Origin of the sequence: Nitrospirillum karajorum (assembly GCF_036348415.1) — a bacterium.
GTDB classification, from domain to species: Bacteria; Pseudomonadota; Alphaproteobacteria; order Azospirillales; family Azospirillaceae; genus Nitrospirillum; species Nitrospirillum amazonense_B.
In genome coordinates this window covers 871,903-887,765 of record NZ_JAZBQB010000001.1, presented here as the reverse complement: position 1 = coordinate 887,765, position 15,863 = coordinate 871,903, and the positions used below count along the sequence as shown (strand labels likewise).

At 69.1% G+C, this 15,863-nt stretch carries 15 protein-coding genes; 8 read left to right on the top strand and 7 right to left on the bottom strand.

Annotated elements, in window-relative coordinates; genetic code table 11:
• Positions 1-27: 27 nt before the first annotated feature.
• Positions 28-591 carry a RidA family protein gene (locus UCD39_RS04075; RefSeq protein ID WP_330494808.1) on the bottom strand — a complete coding sequence of 188 codons (564 nt, stop codon included), beginning with the start codon at positions 589-591 and terminating at the stop codon, positions 28-30.
• 268 nt (positions 592-859) lie between these two features.
• Between UCD39_RS04075 and UCD39_RS04070 the strand changes: the two genes are divergently transcribed.
• The 3 genes from UCD39_RS04070 to UCD39_RS04060 all read left to right on the top strand — a co-directional run bounded on the left by UCD39_RS04070 (position 860) and on the right by UCD39_RS04060 (position 3,490).
• Positions 860-1,228: a hypothetical protein gene (locus UCD39_RS04070; protein WP_330494807.1), complete on the top strand. Its 369-nt coding sequence runs from the start codon at positions 860-862 to the stop codon at positions 1,226-1,228.
• A 168-nt stretch (positions 1,229-1,396) separates the two neighbouring features.
• The gene (locus UCD39_RS04065) at positions 1,397-2,674 is read left to right on the top strand and encodes an MFS transporter (RefSeq protein WP_330494806.1); all 1,278 of its coding nucleotides are present in this window, start codon (positions 1,397-1,399) and stop codon (positions 2,672-2,674) included.
• A gap of 144 nt (positions 2,675-2,818) precedes the next feature.
• Entirely contained in the window at positions 2,819-3,490 is a 672-nt protein-coding gene (locus UCD39_RS04060) for a LysE family translocator (protein ID WP_330494805.1), read from the top strand.
• A gap of 38 nt (positions 3,491-3,528) precedes the next feature.
• On the opposite strand, the gene UCD39_RS04055 is transcribed toward UCD39_RS04060, so the two are convergent.
• Positions 3,529-4,272 (bottom strand): acetoacetate decarboxylase, encoded by a 744-nt coding sequence (locus UCD39_RS04055; protein WP_145734615.1) that lies wholly within the window; start codon positions 4,270-4,272, stop codon positions 3,529-3,531.
• Between the two features lie 443 nt (positions 4,273-4,715).
• Between UCD39_RS04055 and UCD39_RS04050 the strand changes: the two genes are divergently transcribed.
• Complete coding sequence (locus UCD39_RS04050; protein WP_330494804.1) at positions 4,716-5,162, top strand: hypothetical protein; 447 nt, start codon at positions 4,716-4,718, stop codon at positions 5,160-5,162.
• A 75-nt stretch (positions 5,163-5,237) separates the two neighbouring features.
• On the opposite strand, the gene UCD39_RS04045 is transcribed toward UCD39_RS04050, so the two are convergent.
• Positions 5,238-7,577, bottom strand: coding sequence for a HAMP domain-containing protein (locus tag UCD39_RS04045; RefSeq protein ID WP_330494803.1), 2,340 nt, complete (start codon positions 7,575-7,577; stop codon positions 5,238-5,240).
• A gap of 329 nt (positions 7,578-7,906) precedes the next feature.
• On the opposite strand from UCD39_RS04045, the gene UCD39_RS04040 reads away from it, so the two are divergent.
• Positions 7,907-9,103 (top strand): glycosyltransferase, encoded by a 1,197-nt coding sequence (locus UCD39_RS04040; protein WP_330494802.1) that lies wholly within the window; start codon positions 7,907-7,909, stop codon positions 9,101-9,103.
• Here the strand turns inward: UCD39_RS04040 and ygfZ are convergent.
• The gene (gene ygfZ / locus UCD39_RS04035; RefSeq protein WP_330494801.1) at positions 9,072-9,992 is read right to left on the bottom strand and encodes a CAF17-like 4Fe-4S cluster assembly/insertion protein YgfZ; all 921 of its coding nucleotides are present in this window, start codon (positions 9,990-9,992) and stop codon (positions 9,072-9,074) included. The genes UCD39_RS04040 and ygfZ overlap by 32 nt on opposite strands.
• 181 nt (positions 9,993-10,173) lie before the next feature.
• On the opposite strand from ygfZ, the gene UCD39_RS04030 reads away from it, so the two are divergent.
• The 3 genes from UCD39_RS04030 (at position 10,174) to UCD39_RS04020 (ending at position 13,091) form a co-directional block, all read left to right on the top strand.
• On the top strand, positions 10,174-11,124 hold the full coding sequence (locus UCD39_RS04030) for a glycosyltransferase family 9 protein (RefSeq protein WP_330494800.1): 951 nt from the start codon (positions 10,174-10,176) through the stop codon (positions 11,122-11,124).
• A gap of 131 nt (positions 11,125-11,255) precedes the next feature.
• Positions 11,256-12,665 carry an O-antigen ligase family protein gene (locus tag UCD39_RS04025; protein ID WP_330494799.1) on the top strand — a complete coding sequence of 470 codons (1,410 nt, stop codon included), beginning with the start codon at positions 11,256-11,258 and terminating at the stop codon, positions 12,663-12,665.
• An 81-nt stretch (positions 12,666-12,746) separates the two neighbouring features.
• Positions 12,747-13,091, top strand: a complete 345-nt coding sequence (locus tag UCD39_RS04020; protein WP_145732618.1) for a hypothetical protein — start codon at positions 12,747-12,749, stop codon at positions 13,089-13,091.
• 71 nt (positions 13,092-13,162) lie between these two features.
• Here UCD39_RS04020 and UCD39_RS04015 read toward each other — a convergent pair whose 3' ends face one another.
• The 3 genes from UCD39_RS04015 to UCD39_RS04005 all read right to left on the bottom strand — a co-directional run bounded on the left by UCD39_RS04015 (position 13,163) and on the right by UCD39_RS04005 (position 15,835).
• Positions 13,163-14,125: an NAD(P)H-dependent flavin oxidoreductase gene (locus tag UCD39_RS04015; RefSeq protein WP_330494798.1), complete on the bottom strand. Its 963-nt coding sequence runs from the start codon at positions 14,123-14,125 to the stop codon at positions 13,163-13,165.
• Positions 14,126-14,389: 264 nt separating this feature from the next.
• Positions 14,390-14,671, bottom strand: a complete 282-nt coding sequence (locus UCD39_RS04010) for a hypothetical protein (RefSeq protein WP_330494797.1) — start codon at positions 14,669-14,671, stop codon at positions 14,390-14,392.
• Positions 14,672-14,941: 270 nt separating this feature from the next.
• Complete coding sequence (locus tag UCD39_RS04005; RefSeq protein WP_330494796.1) at positions 14,942-15,835, bottom strand: SDR family oxidoreductase; 894 nt, start codon at positions 15,833-15,835, stop codon at positions 14,942-14,944.
• Between the last annotated feature and the right edge of the window lie 28 nt (positions 15,836-15,863).

Here is a 15,863-nt window from a genome sequence, read left to right as displayed (position 1 = left end):
CGGTGGCCTGGTGGCGGACGCCCCGGCTCAGGGAGCGCGGGCGGCGATCACCTCGATCTCGACCAACAGGCCGGGGGAGGCGAGGCCCGCCACCTGCAGGGTGCTGCGGGCGGGCTTGTTCGGCTGGTCGGCGGTGCCGAAGAACTGGGTGTAGCCGGACATCATGCCGGCGAAGTCCATCTTGCCGTCATGGGCCGGATCGCCCACCAGGTAGACGTGCATCATGACCACGTCGCCCATGGTCAGCTTCTGGGCGGCCAGCGCCTCCTTGATCTTGTTCAGGACGCTGACGGTCTGGGTGGCGGTGTCGCCATACGACTCGATGCTGCCCTTGGGCGCGTTCGGGTCGGCGACCGACGGCGTCATGCCGCTGAGATACACGACGTCCGATCCCGCCGGGACGGACACGGCGGCGGAGATGGGGAAGCTGCCCGCATCGGTGCGGGTGATGGGCTGCTTGGCCGTGGCCGTCCCGCTGGACGAGATGACGCCGGCCTCGGTGATGATGGCGGCCAGCACGGCCGTCAGGGCCAGGGCGCCCAGGAAACGGGCCATGCGGCGCTCGGCGCGCTGCGGAGGATTCGTGGTCAAGGCAAGGCTCTCCTGTTCGATTATTTTTTGTGGTCCTGCATCCGCCCGCCCCAAGGGTGACGGGGGCGCGGCGTCGTCTGCGACTTTCGTCTCCGGCCCGCCGGGTCGGACCCGGCGGGCGGAGTGGGGTAATCGGCGGCGGCCGGGTGCGATGCACCAATCAATAGCCGCCGGTGACGGGTCGCGCTGCCGGGTCAGCGCCGCGCTCGGCTCCCGGGGCGTTGCCTCATGCTGGGGTTGAAGGGTAATGGAGGGTGCGGAAATACAAATGGCCGCCCTGACGGGCGGCGATATTAAAGGAGTATTTGTGTATTTTCGAAATATCGAGAGCTGGAATCATCCCGGGTGCCGTGAAAATGTGCCGGTCATCAGCGCCCGGCATCCGGCTTATGGCTTTGACAATGATGGTGACGGCCCGTTTCGTCATTCGTCTCTGTCAATTCATGGGTTGGGGAAAATCGGTTACTCGCTCTCTTTACTCGACCCATCTGCCAAAACAGTGCTGCCCGACGCCCGATTAAGGGGCGTGGGACCGCTTTCACTCTATCTTGGGGTGTCAGCAATAACCGGGCCAATTGCTTCGCTGCTGCGATATAAGCATTTCGGCTGCGCGCAGGGTGGGGCCAGCGCCCAGTGATTGGGCAGTTCTGGATTGTTACAGGCATGTTGCCGCAAAGCTGTGCAGCTTTTGGGCGATAAGCGCCCCGATGCGGCCGCTGTGGGGTTCGCCACTGCGCGGATCGTCCGCTTATTGTAAGCAGGGGCCCGCGCCCGTCCTTCCGGTCCTCAGCCTAAAGCCCCACCCATGCGCCTGTTGAAACCTTTGACGCACGGTCCCATCGCCCGTCTATGGGGCGCATTGTCGCTCTCGGCCGTGGGCGACCAACTGCACCAGATGGCCCTGGTCTGGCTGGCCGTGGGCCTGGTGGGGGCGGACACCGGCTATGTCGCGGCGGCCGACACGCTGGCGCTCATGACCGTGGCCCTGCTGGCCGGCGCCTGGGTCGGGCGATGGGACCATGGCAGCGTCATGATGGCGGCCGACCTGGCGCGGGCCGGGCTGGCGGCGGTGCCGGTGCTGGCGGCTGTGAGCGGCCATCTGACGCTGTGGACCCTGGTGGTGCCGTCGGTGGCGCTGTCCGCCCTGGCCGGCCTGTTCGATCCCGCGCTTCAGGCGTCGCTGCCCCGGTTGGCGGGCGACCGCAGCCTGCTGGCCGCCACCAATGCCCTGTTCGACGGCACGCTGCGCCTGGCCCGGCTGGTGGGCCCCACACTGGCGGGGGCCTTGGCGACGCTGATGCCGCCGGTGGCCCTGATGGGGGTGAACGGCATCAGCTTCCTGGCTTCCGCCGTCGCGGTATTCAGCGTGCGGCCCTACCTCGCCGATCCGCCGGCATCGGAACCGATGCCGCCCACCCGAGTCGCGGACGGATTGTCCGCCCGGCTGTTGGCGGGCTGGCGCCTGGTGCGGCGCGAACCGCCCTTCACCTATCTGCTCTGGCGCAACGGGCTGACCGGCGGACTGTGGACCCTGACCATCTGGCTGTCGCTGCCGCTGCTGGTGCGGCAGCAGGGCGTGGAAGGCTTCGGCCTCAGCGGCCTGTCGGCGCTGGCCCTGCTGTTCTCCGCCTACGGCGCTGGCAATCTGGTCAGCAACCTGGTGGTGGGCAGCCTGCCACCGGGCGGCATGCTCGCGCGGCGGCCGCTAATCCTCGTGATGGCTGGCGATATGCTGGTCGGGGGCGGCTTCGTCGTGCTGTCGCTGGCCACGCTGCTGCCGGCCCCCTGGACGTTGCCGGCCATGGCGATCGCAGCCATGGGGACCGCCACCGGCGGCCCGCTGTCGCAGATTCCGGTGACCACGCTGCGGCAGACGCGGTTCACCGGCGGGGAAATCGCGGCCGTCTTCCGCCTGTTCCTGGTGCTGGACTGCCTGGGGACGCTGGTGGCCATGATGGCGGCGCCCACGCTGCTGACCCTGCTGCCCACGCCCCTGGTCATGGCCTCCTGCGGGTTTGCCATCCTGGCCATGGCCGGCATCTTCGGCCGGCGGGCGGATCGGCAAGGCGCGGTTGCGGGCTGAGCCCGCAGCGGTTACGCTCCCCCATCCGCGTGACTGGCGCAGGCCCCGGGCGACGGGGCCAAAGATGGGGCACCATCGGTAAGCGCGGGGGCATCCCGTGCCGCGCGCCTGGGCCATCCACCGTCGCAACGGAAGGGACGCCCCATGCTTGCCAGCCTGATCCCTATTCTTGTCGCCTTGTTGCTGGGGGCCATGTCCCCCGGACCCAGCTTCGTGCTGGTCACCCGCACCGCCGTCGGCCAATCCCGCCGCAACGGCTTGGCTGCCGCAGCCGGCATGGGCGTGGGTGGCACCCTCTTCGGCACCCTGGCCTTGCTGGGCCTGACCGCGCTGCTGACCCAGGTGGTCTGGTTGAACATGGTCTTGCGCCTGGCGGGTGGCCTCTATCTTCTCTATCTCGCCGTGCGCATGTGGCAGGGGGCCGGCACGCCCCTTGCCACGCCCTTGGCCATGACTGATGGCGCGCCGGCGGGCGGTCAGGTGCCGTCGCTGGGCCGCGCCTTCATCGTGGCGCTGGCGACCCAGCTCAGCAATCCCAAGACCGCCATCGCCTATGCCAGCATTTTCGCGGCCTTGCTGCCCGCCCCGTCCCAGGTCGGGGAACCGTCGCGCCACCTGCTGGTCCTGCCGCCCATGATCTTCCTGATCGAGGCCGGCTGGTACAGCGTGGTGGCCCTGGCCTTTTCCTTGGAGGCGCCGCGCCGCGCCTACCTGAGGGCCAAGGGCGGCATCGACCGGGTGACCGGCACCGTCATGGGCGCCCTGGGCCTGCACCTCATGGTGGATGCCGTCCGCGACGCCGTCTCAGCCCGTTGAGCGGGGAAAGGTGGGCGCGGATGCGCCCACCAGCCGTATCAAGCCAGATAATCGTGCAGCACCCGCCCGAACGGCAGGGTGAAGTCCACCACCTGGTGCCGCCCGCCGACGATGCGGCGGACCGGCAGGTCGGCGACGCGGCAATTCACATGCGGCGTCAGGTGCAGGCGGGCGGGGCCGTCCCAGGCGCCATGCACATGGATGTCAGTCAGGTTGTAGCCCACCAGCTGGGCCACCTTGGGCCCGCCATCCACATCGGGAATGAACTTCAGGTTCACGTTCAGCTTGCCGATGCCCTTGGCCACCTCATCCAGGCGGTCGGCCAGGCTGTGGTGCTTATAGGTCATGGTGCCCATGGCCACCCGCTCCTCATCATAGTGCAGGGTGCCGGTCAGGGTGTCCTTCTGCACCTTGAGGCGTGGGACGCCGTATTTCTTGGGGAAGCCCCATATCTCGCGGCCGGCGGTGATGGGCGGCTCGTCATCCAGGTACATCTGTACCGAGAAGTTGCACGGCTCCCCGTTCCACTGGGCGACGATGCCGGTGCCGCTTTCCTCGTAATCGCCGAAGCCGGAGCTGTCGGGCATCTTCATCCACTCATAAAAGCAAAGGTTGCCCGGCGCCGGCTCCAACGGTTCGGGCAGGGCCCGGCGGATGGCCTCGGGATCGCTCTCATAGGTGATGATCAGGTATTCCCGGCGCATGAAACGGTAGGGCCCCCGCGGATAGCTGGGGCTGAACAGCGGCATGGAACTGGCGGAGAGGATCTCGTCACGATTCATGTCGGCACGACTCCCGGGGTTGGGGAAAAAAGGGAGATGAGGTGCCGGGACCGGTCAACGGGGCGGGTGGGCTGACGTGGCATGGACCGATACCCGGGCGGAGCGAACCCAGGATGACGGACACATCCCGGGAAAACCATTCCCCGCCCGAGTAATCTTTGTTGCGTTGCACCTAAGCCAAACGGGGGCGGGGGGCGGCGGATGGCCGCACCTTCCGACCCGAAGCCGATATCCCACGCGAATGCGGTTCTTATCCCTTCTTCAGCCAGCCGTCGGGCCTATGACGCGGCGCATTTAGAAGGGAGGAGTAGACCACAGCACCCCGGCGGTATGCGACATTGTGTCGCTGAGGCGGCGGGTCGTTAACCGCAATCGTGCAATGAATAACGGTCGTGCAACCAATATGCTCCCGAGCCTTACTATCCATTAAGTGGTGACTCGTTATGCATATTCGGTTAGCGCTTGCTGCCACCCTGGCCATATTCAGCTTGTCGGCTTGCTCCTCCATTATTGAGGGCACCTCCCAGGAAATCGCCATCAACACCAATCCCGCCGGCGCCAGCTGCGCCCTGGAACGGGAAGGCACGGTCATCGCCCGCGTGAGCCAGACCCCCGCCTCGGCCACGGTGAAGAAGACGAAACACGACATCACCATCCGGTGCACCAAGGATGGTTTCCAGGAAGCGACCTTCCTGAACAAATCCGGCACCGCCGGCGCCACCGTCGGCAATATCCTGGCCGGTGGCGGTATCGGTTGGGCGATCGACAGCGCCAGCGGCGCTGATAACAAGTACGACAGTCCCGTGAACGTCACGCTGGTGCCGGTGGGGACCGCCGCCCCGGCTCCGGCCGCCGCGCCCGTGGCGCCGGCCGCCCCGGCGGCGAAATAAGCCAGCCGCTGCGGAAGCCAAAAGGGCGGCGGCTGATTGGCCGTCGCCCTTTTTCTTTCCCCTGAGGGAACCTCCTCAGCCGCCGGTGGCGGCGCGCAGCTGTTCCGCGATGGCCGCCAGGCGGTCGCCCAGCTCCTTGGTCGCGGCGGTGCTCGCCTGCTCATGGGCGCGGCTGGTGTCGACCAGCGCCTTCAGATGGTCCGTCAGGTCCAACAGGCCGCGTATGGTGCGGTCGGCCGCCTCCATGCGGATGCGCAGGCCGTCGGCCAGCGTCGCGACGGTGGCCAGATTGGGGTCCACCCGCGGGGCCAGCGCCTCCGCCAGGCTTCCGGTCAGGGCGCGCAGCGCCTCCGTCGCCTCGTCCTGGCGTGCCAGGGCGCGGTTCAGCGCGTTGGTGGCGCCGCTGGCGTCGGTCGCCAGGCTGGCGGCCTCGCGCTGAAGGTCGCGCACCGCCCCCTCCACCTTGGCGCCGGCGTCGCCCAGGCCGGCGCTCAGCATGTCCGACAGGCGGGTGGCGGTGTCGCCGATGCTGCCCGCCCGGTCGCCCAGGGCGTGGGCGGTCGCCTCCAGCCGGGCGATGGCCTCGTCGGCGGCGGCTTTCTGGTCGGGATCGGCGCTGCGGCGTTCCAGCTCGGCGCGCATGGCTTCCGACACCTTGCCCAGTCCCTCCAGGGTGCGGGTCATTTCGCCGGCGCGTAGCGCCACACCGGCGGCGGCGCCCGCCAGGTCGCGCTGTACCGCGGCCAGGCTTTCCGCCACCGGCTCCAGCCGTGTGCTGTTGGCCTCGGCGGCCGTCTCGATCAGGCGGTTGGCCCGGTTCAGCCCCTCCAGCGCGCCCGACAGGTTGCGCGTAACCTCGTCCGCCGTGCCGCGCAGCAGCTCGGCCGAGCTTTCCACGCGGCCGGTCACCCGCTCCAGCCGGTCGCCGGCGTGGGCCAGGGCCGCCTGCAGGTTGCGGTCGCTGTTGCCCACCGCTTCCGTCGCCCGGGTCAGGCCGCTCGTGGCCTCCGCCGTGCTGCTGGCCAACATCTCACCCGACGCGCGCAGCAGCTTGACCGAGGCCAGCAACTTGGATTGCAGGTCGCCCATGGCGGTGTTCATGCGCTCGTTGGCTTCCTGCGCGTCGCCGGTGGCGCGGCGCAACGCGCCCTCCGTCTCCGACAGGCCGCGCACCACGCGGCCCACATCCTCGCCCGCGGTCAGGACCGTGCTGGCCACCAGGTCGGCGTTGCGGCGCAGGGCTTCCACCAGATTGTCCAGCCCGCCGCCGCCGCCCCGGTCGTCAAAGGCGTGCACCTGCAGGGCGGCGCGGCTCAACAGCTCCGTCGCCTCCTTGATCTCGCGGTTGCTGTCGCCGGCCGCCTTGGCCACGGCGCCGCACAGTTCGCCCATGCGGCGCACGCCGTCGGTCAACTCCCGGCGCGTGTCGCCCAGCAGCGCCGTCAGGTCGCGCCGCGTATCGGCCACCAGGCTGGACACGGCGTCGCCGTTGCCGGCCAGGGTGTCGCCGGCGCTGCGCAGCCGGCTGGTCAGTTGGCCGAACAGGTCGCCGGCGCCCCCGTCGAACTTCAGGCGCGCCCGCCCGTCCTCGGTGATGATGGAGACGTCCGGCAGGTCGGCCACTTGGCGGCGGAAGGAGTCGATGGCGCGGGCCATGTCGCCCAACTCGTCGGCGCGGTCGGTGCCGGCCACCGGCACGCGCCAGTCGCCCCGGGCCACGCCGCTCACGCTGTCCCGCAGCTGGTCCAGCGGCACCAGCAGCCGCAGCCGGATCAGCCATAGCGCGGCGGCGGCGGTGGCCAGCATGGCGCCAACCGCCGCGATGCCCAACCAGAACCCGGCGCGGGCCGGCCCAGCCAGGACATCGGCCGTGGCCTGCACCTCTTGCCGGCGCAATTGGGCGATACGGTCGGCCACGGCGGCGTGCAGTGTCATCAGCGACAGGCCGGTGGCGCCGGACAGCGCCTGCGGCTTGTCGCCCGCCGCATTCACCGCCGCCCGGTACCGGTCGACCAGACGGTGGAGGTCGCGCGCCAAATCCGACTCGGCGGTGGTCAGGCGGTTGCCTTCAAAGGCCCGAACGTTGCGGTCGGCCGTCTCCAGGGCCTGGGAAATGTCGGCCCGCGCCTGCGCGCTGCCGGTCTCGGCATAGACAGCCAGGGCGTTCAGCAGGCCACCGTTGCCCAACGCCGAGCGCGCCTCATCCAAGGCGCGGGACTTGGCCGCGGCCACGGCCGGCGTTTCATCCAGCGAGCGGTCGACCCGGCTGAACAAGGCCATGTTATAGGTCGCTGCCGCCACCAGGGCGATCGAGACGGCGATGACCAGGGCGGTGATCCAGCGGCTGGCGCGACGCAGACTGCCCCCCGTCGCGCCCCTCTTGGCCGTGGGCGTTGAACTGACCCCTGACTTCATACCCCCACCCGCCTATCGCCCGCGCGTACCGGGCCACCGGAGGCGACCCATTTCCAAGGCGTCATGGTGTGTAAGGGTGGCCGGCCTTCGTCAATTACTTTGTAAGGCGCGGTTCGGCCACAGGGCGGCGATGGGTTGGTGTCGCTGGCGCGTAATAAGAAAGCGCGCCCTGCGACCTTACGCGCCGGGTGCCGCCCCGGGGCTTGCCCCCACGCCGGCCAGGGCGTAGGAAGGATCAGGTCGGGCAGGATGACATGCCTGGATCCTGGCTGCGGGGGCCCGGTTGGCCGCACCGGTGTGGCTGCGCGGGTTTCGTGTCGAGGGCCTGTATGCGTATCGTCCAGATTATCTTGTCCAAGGGCTTTCGCGGGGCCGAGCGCCACGTGGCCAGTCTGGCCATGTCCCAGGCGCGCCATCACGATGTTTTGCTGATCGTGCGGGCCGACTGCGCCGACGCGGGCGGCCGGTCCATTCGCGACGAGCTGCCGCCCTCCGGCGAACTGCCGGGTCTGAGGGTGGTGACGGTGGGACCTGGGCTGATGGCGCCGGGGATTTGGAGTCATATCCGCCGGTTCCGGCCGGATGTCATCCATTGCCATGGCGGCCGGGCGGGCCAAACCGTGGGACGGCTGCGGCCTTTACTCCCGGGGCGGCCATCGGTGCTGGCGACCATGCATCCCGATTACCGTCGCCGTTGGTACCAGAATCACGATGCCGTCGTCGCAACCACGGACTGGCAGGCGCAGGAAGCCAAGCTGGGCGGCTTCGAGGGGCGCATCGCCCGTGTGAATCTGTGGCAACAGGCCCATCCCGTCCCTGACAGGGGCCGCGTCGCCGCGTTGCGCGCCGAAATGGGCGCTGAACTGCCGGGCGACATGCTGGTGTTGGGTGTGGGGCCGCTGATGCGGGAAAAGGGCTTCGACCTGCTGGTCAGCGCCGTGCGGGGCCTGGATCGTCCGAACCTGAAATTGGCCATCGTGGGCGACGGGCCCGAGATGGGTCCCCTGCGTCAGCAGGCGGCCGATTGCCCCGCCATCCGTCTCATGGGCTTTCGCGGCGACGTTAAGGATTTCTACCACGCCGCCGACCTGTTCTGTTCCCCCTCCCGGTTCGAACCTTTCGGCCTGGTGTTCCTCGAGGCCTTGGACGCCGGCGTGCCGGTGGTGGCTTCCGCCTCGGAAGGCGCGCGCACCGTGCTGCAACCGCCGTCGCTGGAGGGTCATGACGCCTTCGGCGTGGCGGACGGCGTGCGCACGGGCAACGGACTTGCGCTGGCACCCTTGGCGGCGCTGGGCGATGCCGATGATTTGGCGGAGGCCCTGGGCGTGGCGCTGAACGCCGTGGCGCAGGCCCGGGACTCCGGTATCCGCCTGCGTCATCGCCCCACGCTCGCCGCATACAGCCAGGCCGCCAGTCTGGAGGCGTTGGAGCGCCTCTATGCCGAGTTGGTCGCGTCCGCTGAGGCCACGGCGTCCGCCGAAGCTGGCACGGTGCCTAAGGCCGGGGCGCCGGCACCGGGCCACTGACCACAAGCGGCACACCGCCGCTGGTCAGGGCCACGTCAGGCTTTTCCACATCCTCGATACGCAGCAGGGCCAGGCCGTGCGCGCCCAGGCCGCTGCGCATCTCCCCCACCTCGCGGTCGCCCCAGACGACCGGCGTCCCGGCGGGCGGCAGGGACTGGCCGGCGGTCGCCGCCACCCGCATGAGGCGCTTGCGGATAAGCGCGCGGTAGTGAGTGCGCGCCGTCAATTCCTGCCCCATGTAGCACCCCTTGTCGAAGGCCACGGCGTGCAGATGGTCCATGCCGTTTTCCAGCGGTATGGATTTCTCGGGCACCAGGTCGCGGCTGCCGTCGGGCACGCCGAGGTCCAGGCGCAGGCGGGTATAAGCCTCCGACGCGTCCGGCAGGACTTCCACCGCCGCGCGCGGCGCCAGCAGGCGCAGGCCAAGGCCGGGATGGCGCGGGTCGGTGTAGGCGATGGCGCTTCCGTCCGGCGTCTCCACCGTCCAGGCGCTTCCGGGCTCCCCGTTCCCGGCCGCGCCAGGAGCCACGGCCACGGCCCACTGCGCGCTGGCGTCGGCCAACGTCACCTTGGACCGCAGCTTGTACAGGGACAGGCGGCGCAGCAGGTCGGCGGCCCGCGCGGCCTCCGTCTCGATCAGCAGCGTCTCTTCCCCGGCGGCGTCGACATGGGCGATCACGAACATTTCGTGCAGGAACTTGCCCTGGGCCGTCAGGAACAGGGCATAGATGGCGTGCGACGGGGCGACGCGCCGGACATCGTTGGTGATCAGGCCCTGCAGGAAGGTGCGGGCGTCGGGCCCGGTCAGCGCCAGGACGCCCCGCTCTGCCAATCGGCCGGCACCCGCCGCCGGGACGGGGGGCCAGGAAAGTGCGACGCCTTCAGTCATGATGCCGAACCTGAACAGTTTCCCAAGGAATGGCTTCAACACGTAAGGGACGGGGCCCCTCACCGCAAGGGGTGCGGTTCCGAGGCAATGGTCCGCCGCCATCGCCGCATTGGCAAGCGTCTGATGACGCTTGTATAAGGGGCCGTCGCCGGAATCGGCCGTGGGTGTGGGGGTCAGTCTGTTGCGGGTTCTGTTCATCACCTCCACCCGTCTGGGCGACGCGGTGCTGACCACTGGCCTTCTGGGGCATCTGGTGGACAACCTGCCCGATGCGCGTTTCACCATCGCCTGCGGTCCAATCGCCGCCCCCTTGTTCCGTGCCGTGCCGCGCCTGGACCAGATCATCGCCATGCCCAAGCGGCGCATGGCCGGCCATTGGCTGGCCCTGTGGCGCCACGTGGTGGGCCATCGCTGGGATCTGGTGGTGGACCTGCGCGACAGCGCGGTTTCCTGGCTGATCCTGGCCCGTCGCCGAGCCACCTTCCGGGGCGGCGATGATCGCCAGCCCAAGGTCGTCTCCCTAGGCCGGGTGCTGGGCCTGGACCCGCCCCCCAGCCCGCGCCTTTTCCTGGATGACGCCATTCGGGCCCAGGCGCGCGCGCTGGTCCGCCCCGATGGCGGGCCCATCCTGGCGCTGGGGCCCGCAGCCAATTGGACGGGCAAGGAATGGCCCGCCGACCGCTTCGCCGCGCTGGCCCAATGCCTGGTGGCGGGGCCGCTGGCCGCCGGGCAAGCCCCCGCCCGGGTCATGGTCCTGGCGGCGGAGGCGGAACGGCCGCGTTGCGCCCCGGTGCTGGATGCCCTGTCCGCGGCGCTGGGCGCGCACCGCGTCATCGACCTGGTGGGCCGCACCGATCCCCTGCTGGCGGGGGCCTGCCTGGAACACGCCCGCCTGTTCGTGGGCAACGACAGTGGCCTTATGCATGTCGCGGCGGCGGCAGGAACGCCCACCCTGGGCCTGTTCGGTCCCACGCCGTCGCATCTTTACGCCCCTTGGGGCCCCCGGGCCCAGGCCGTGGTGGCGCCGGCCCCGGCGAATGGCGGGGGCGAGGCCACGGCCGAGGCCCGCATGGCGGCGCTGCCGCTGGAGCAGGTGGCCGCTGCCGCGGCCGGCTTGCTGGCCCGGATATGATCCCGCATGTCGTGCCAATGGTATGATTCTGTGAAAAAGCGCTGGGAGCTGGCCTATTCCCGAGTAAAAGGGGTGGGGCTTGCATGGCGGGGCTGGGGGGCCTTGAGCCATCGGACAGAGACTGGAGCGAGATGTCGTTGACCCGGACCACGCCTGACCTGCGGACCACAGCGCCGGTTCTCCCCCCGCCTCATCCCATCGGGCGTACCGTCGCCACCCCGGTGCCGCCGTTCAGCCTGCCATGGATGGGGCTGACGCTGTTCCTGGTGACGATACTCGGCTTCATCTGCGCCCTGCTGCCCCTGGGCACGGCACCCACGCTGATCAGCCTGTCGCTCCTGGGGGGCATCCTCTATGCGTTGCGTGCCCGGCGGCTTCCCGCGTTCCTGACCGCCCGCGCCACCTGGCGGGCCAGCCCGATGCTGCCGCTCGTGCTGTGCCTGGCGCTGGGCGCGGTTTCCGTGTTGTGGACGCCGGTGCGCAAGGACGGCGTCACCCAACTGCTGACCTTCCTCTACACGGTCGTGCCGTTCCTGTTCTGGATGGGCACCCTGCGCGAGGTGGATGACCGGCGGCGCTGGCTGCTGCTGCGCTGGGCCACCCTGGGCATGGTCGTGGGCCTCGCCATCTTCGCCATCGAGGTCCTGGGTGATCAGCCCATCTATCGTCTGGAAAAGGCGCTGGAGGGCACCAAGGTGGATCATGACCGGGCGTTGAACCGGCCGGCCGTGCTGTTCGCCACCCTGGCGTGGCCCCTGGGCCTGGCGCTGGCCCGCCTGGCCTGGGTCACCGGCCGCGGCGCGTTCGCCCGGCTGCCGGCGCTGGCGGCGATGGCGCCGCCCCCGGCGGGGCGCGCCATGCCCTGGGCCTGGGTCATGCCCGCCGCCTTTTTCCTGACGGCCTTGGGCGGCACCAGCGCCTCGGCCAAGGTGGGCCTGGGGGCCGGCCTGGTGTTCTACGGCCTGGCGCGGTTGTCGGCCCGCACGGCGCGGGTGGTGATGATCGCCGTGCTGCTGGCCGGGCCCGTGCTGTCGATCCCCATTTCCCTGGGCCTGCACCGCGCCGGCCTGACGGAAGAGACGAGGATGCCGTGGAGCTTCCGCCATCGGGTGGAAATATGGGACGTCGCCGCCCGCCGCATTCTGGAAAAGCCGGTGTTCGGCTGGGGGCTCGACAGCTCCCGCAACATCCCGGATGAAGGCGAAGTTTCCAAGTTCCATCCCGAATCCCCCATCATTCCCCTGCATCCGCACAACATTTTCCTTCAGGTGTTGTTGGAGCTGGGCGTGGTGGGCAGCATCCTGCACACTTGGCTGGGGGCGGGGCTGGCCTTGGCGACGCGGCGTCTGCCCGCCTATGCCCAGGCCACGGCGTTGGCGGCCATCGCCGCCACCATCGCGGTGGGCTGCTTCTCCTACGGCGCGTGGCAGACCTGGTGGCTGTGCGGCATCATGCTGGCGGCGGGCCTGCTGGAACTGAATTTGCCGGCGGGCTGGTGGGCGCGCGGCCAAGGATCGGCGAAGGCTCGTCAGAAACGCTGATGGCTTGCGGGCGGTGGGCTGGCGGGCGTAAATGGCAACCCCATATCACCGCTCTCCCATCATTCCTTTGAGGACCCGCCCATGTCGCCCGCGAAAAAGAACCCGCTGAAGCTGAATCCCCTGCAGCTCAAGACCCTGACCCTGCTGCAGGTTTTGGCCGGGATCGAGGGCGTGGGCCAGCCGGTGGTCGAGGGCGGCGTCCTGGTCGACCGTTTCCCCCATGCGCATGGCAACCATTTCCACCTGGGGCCCTATACCGTGATGTCGGCCGACGCCACGGGCCTGTCCAACCCGGCCGCCTGGGTGGCGCTGGAGCGCAAGGGCCTGATCAAGTCGCAGTTCCCCAACGCCGCCATCATCACCGAGGAAGGCCTGGCCTACGACACCGGCATCCGCGACCAGATCCTGCACGGCTCCGATCACTAAGCCTGGGTTGAATAAAAAGGGGCGCGACGGTCCGGCCGTCGCGCCCCCTTTTCTTTTGTTGGCATTTTTCCTTACAGGCTCAACCGGGCGCGGGCGGCGGCATACTCCGCCTTCAGCCGCGCGATAAGGTCGGCGGTGGGCATGACGTCACCTATGGCGCCCACGCCCTGGCCGGCCCCCCAGATGTCCTTCCAAGCCTTGGCGCCCGGTGCCGCCGCCGCGCCGAAGTTCATCTTGCTGCGGTCCACCTGGGGCAGGTTGTCGGGGTCCATGCCCGCGGCCACGATGCTGGACTTCAGGTAGTTGCCCGCCACCCCGGTGAAGAAGGGCGTGTAGACGATGTCGGACGCGCTGGCGTCGACGATGGCCTGCTTGTAGGCGGCGGCGGCGTTGGCCTCGGCCGTGGCGATGAAGCGGGTGCCCATGTAGGCGAGGTCGGCGCCCATGGCCTGGGCCGCCAGGATGGCGTCGCCGGTGGCGATGGCGCCGGACAGGATGATGGGGCCGTCGTAGAAGCGCCGCACCTCCCCCACCAGGGCGAAGGGGCTCAACGCCCCGGCATGCCCGCCGGCCCCGGCGGCCACCAGGATCAGCCCATCCACCCCGGCCTCCAGCGCCTTTTCAGCGTGGCGCAGGCTGATAACGTCGTGGAACACCAGGCCGCCATAGCTGTGGACATGGGGCACGATATCGCCGGGCGCGCGCAATGAGGTGATGATGATCGGCACCTTGTGCCGCACGCACACCTCCATGTCGTGCTCCAGCCGGTCGTTGGACTGGTGGATGATCTGGTTGACGGCATAGGGCGCGACCTTCGCGTCCGGGTTGGCGGCGCGGGCGTCGGCCAGGGTGGTGTCGATGCGCGTCAGCCACGCGTCCAGCGCCTCCTTCGGCCGGGCGTTCAGCGCCGGGAAGGATCCGACGATGCCGCCCAGGCACTGGGCGATGACCAGATCCGGGTTGGACACGATGAACATGGGCGAGGCGATGACCGGCAGCGCCAGGTTCTGGGCAAGGACGGGCGGCAGGCTCATGGAATGGCATCTCCCCTGTATTTCTTGAACGGCCGCGGGCGGCCGATCCGGCCTCAATGCCATGGGCCCCCGGGGCCGTCAATGCGGGGAGGGGGGCCGCTTTTCCAGGAGAAATGGCAAAGCCCAGGCGCAGCCCACTGCCGGTGCGGACAAATTTTTTCAGGGGACCGGCGCACAAGAAAACGGGTGGGGACCGGGGCCGCCGGTCCCCACCCGAGGCGCCTCAGACGGGAGGGGAACCACGAGACTGAGGACTGGGAGGGATTAAGGGTAGTTCCGCGGCACCGGCGCCGGGGGTGGCGCCATGGTGGTGGAATTGGGCGGGGCGACGCTGCCGATCAGGTTGTTGTCGGCGTCATAAACCGCGCCTCCGCCGGCGGGATAGAACACCACTTGGCCGGCGGTGCGGCCGCGCTCATCCACCATGCGGTAGCTGTGGCTGAGGTCCACGCGTTCGGGCCGGGGTGATCCGCAGGCGGCGACGGTGGTCAGCGCGGCGCCGGCCAATAGGCCGCGCCAAAGGAAGCGATGGCGATTATTTTCCATGATTTTCTCCGGTCGGCATGGGTTTCAACGACGCCCCCAAGTCTTTTTCGCGGATCAGGAAACGAGACTGCAAATAACCAATCACAGGTGGAACGCTAACATGGGCGCCGCCACCTGTCATGAAGCAGTCCGGCGTAGGCGGAAAGGACGGTGAATTCTGGTCTTTGTCTTTCCAATGACGAAAGGGGGTGCCAGACGACTAGGAAACCCCCTTCCGGTCTACGCGGGTCGGTCTATAAAAGGCTGGCTCGGACTATTCGGCTTGGCGTTTCAGGACTTAGGAGACAGCAGGTCTTCCAGCCCGATGCGGCGGAACATCTCGGCCCGCACGCGGTCGGCGACGCCGTTCACCACCTCCGCCCCGTCCTGCGACGGGTCAATGTGGGTACGGAAGGGGCGCTTGCCATGAGGTAAGCCCACCACCCGCACGATGGCCTCGGCCACGCTGGCGGCGTCGGCGTCCGGCGGCTCCAACGCGGCCAGGCCCTCCAGCGCTTGGGTCGGCACGCCGGCGTAGGGTCCCTCATCGTACTCGGCGGCGCGGGCGGTATCGGCGGGGGAGCCGGCATGGGCGAAGTGGTTGGTGCCTTTGGTGAAGGCGCCCGGGACGATGATGGTGGTCTCGATGCCCCAGCGTGTCAGTTCCGAGGCATAGCTGACGGCCAGGCTGTCCATGGCGGCCTTGGCGGCGAAATAGGGCGCCAGATAGGGTGGGGTTCCGCCCCGAGCGCTGCTGCTGGACACCCACACCACCAGGCCCTTGCCCTGGCGCCGCAGGTGGGGCAGGGCCGCGCGGTTCAGCCGCTGGGTGCTCAGCACGTTGATGTCGAACAGCTGGGCGTACTGCTCCGGCGTGAAGGCCTCGGCCGGGCCGAAGGACATGTGGCCCGCATTATGGACGATCACATCCAATCGGCCCGCCTCCTGGACGATCTGGGCCACGGCGGCTTCGACGGAGGCGTCGGACTGCACGTCCATGTCCGCCGTGCGCAAGGCCACGCCGTGCTCAGCGGCAAACGCTTTGGCCTTTTCCACCTGCGGGGCGTTGCGGCCCCTTGTGTCGCGCATGGTGGCGTAAACGGTGTGGCCGGCCCGGGCCAGGGCGCGGGCGGCCATCGCGCCGAAACCGCTGGAGGCACCGGTGATGACGATGATCTGCTTCATGATCGGGTCCTCGCAATTCTGTCAGGGT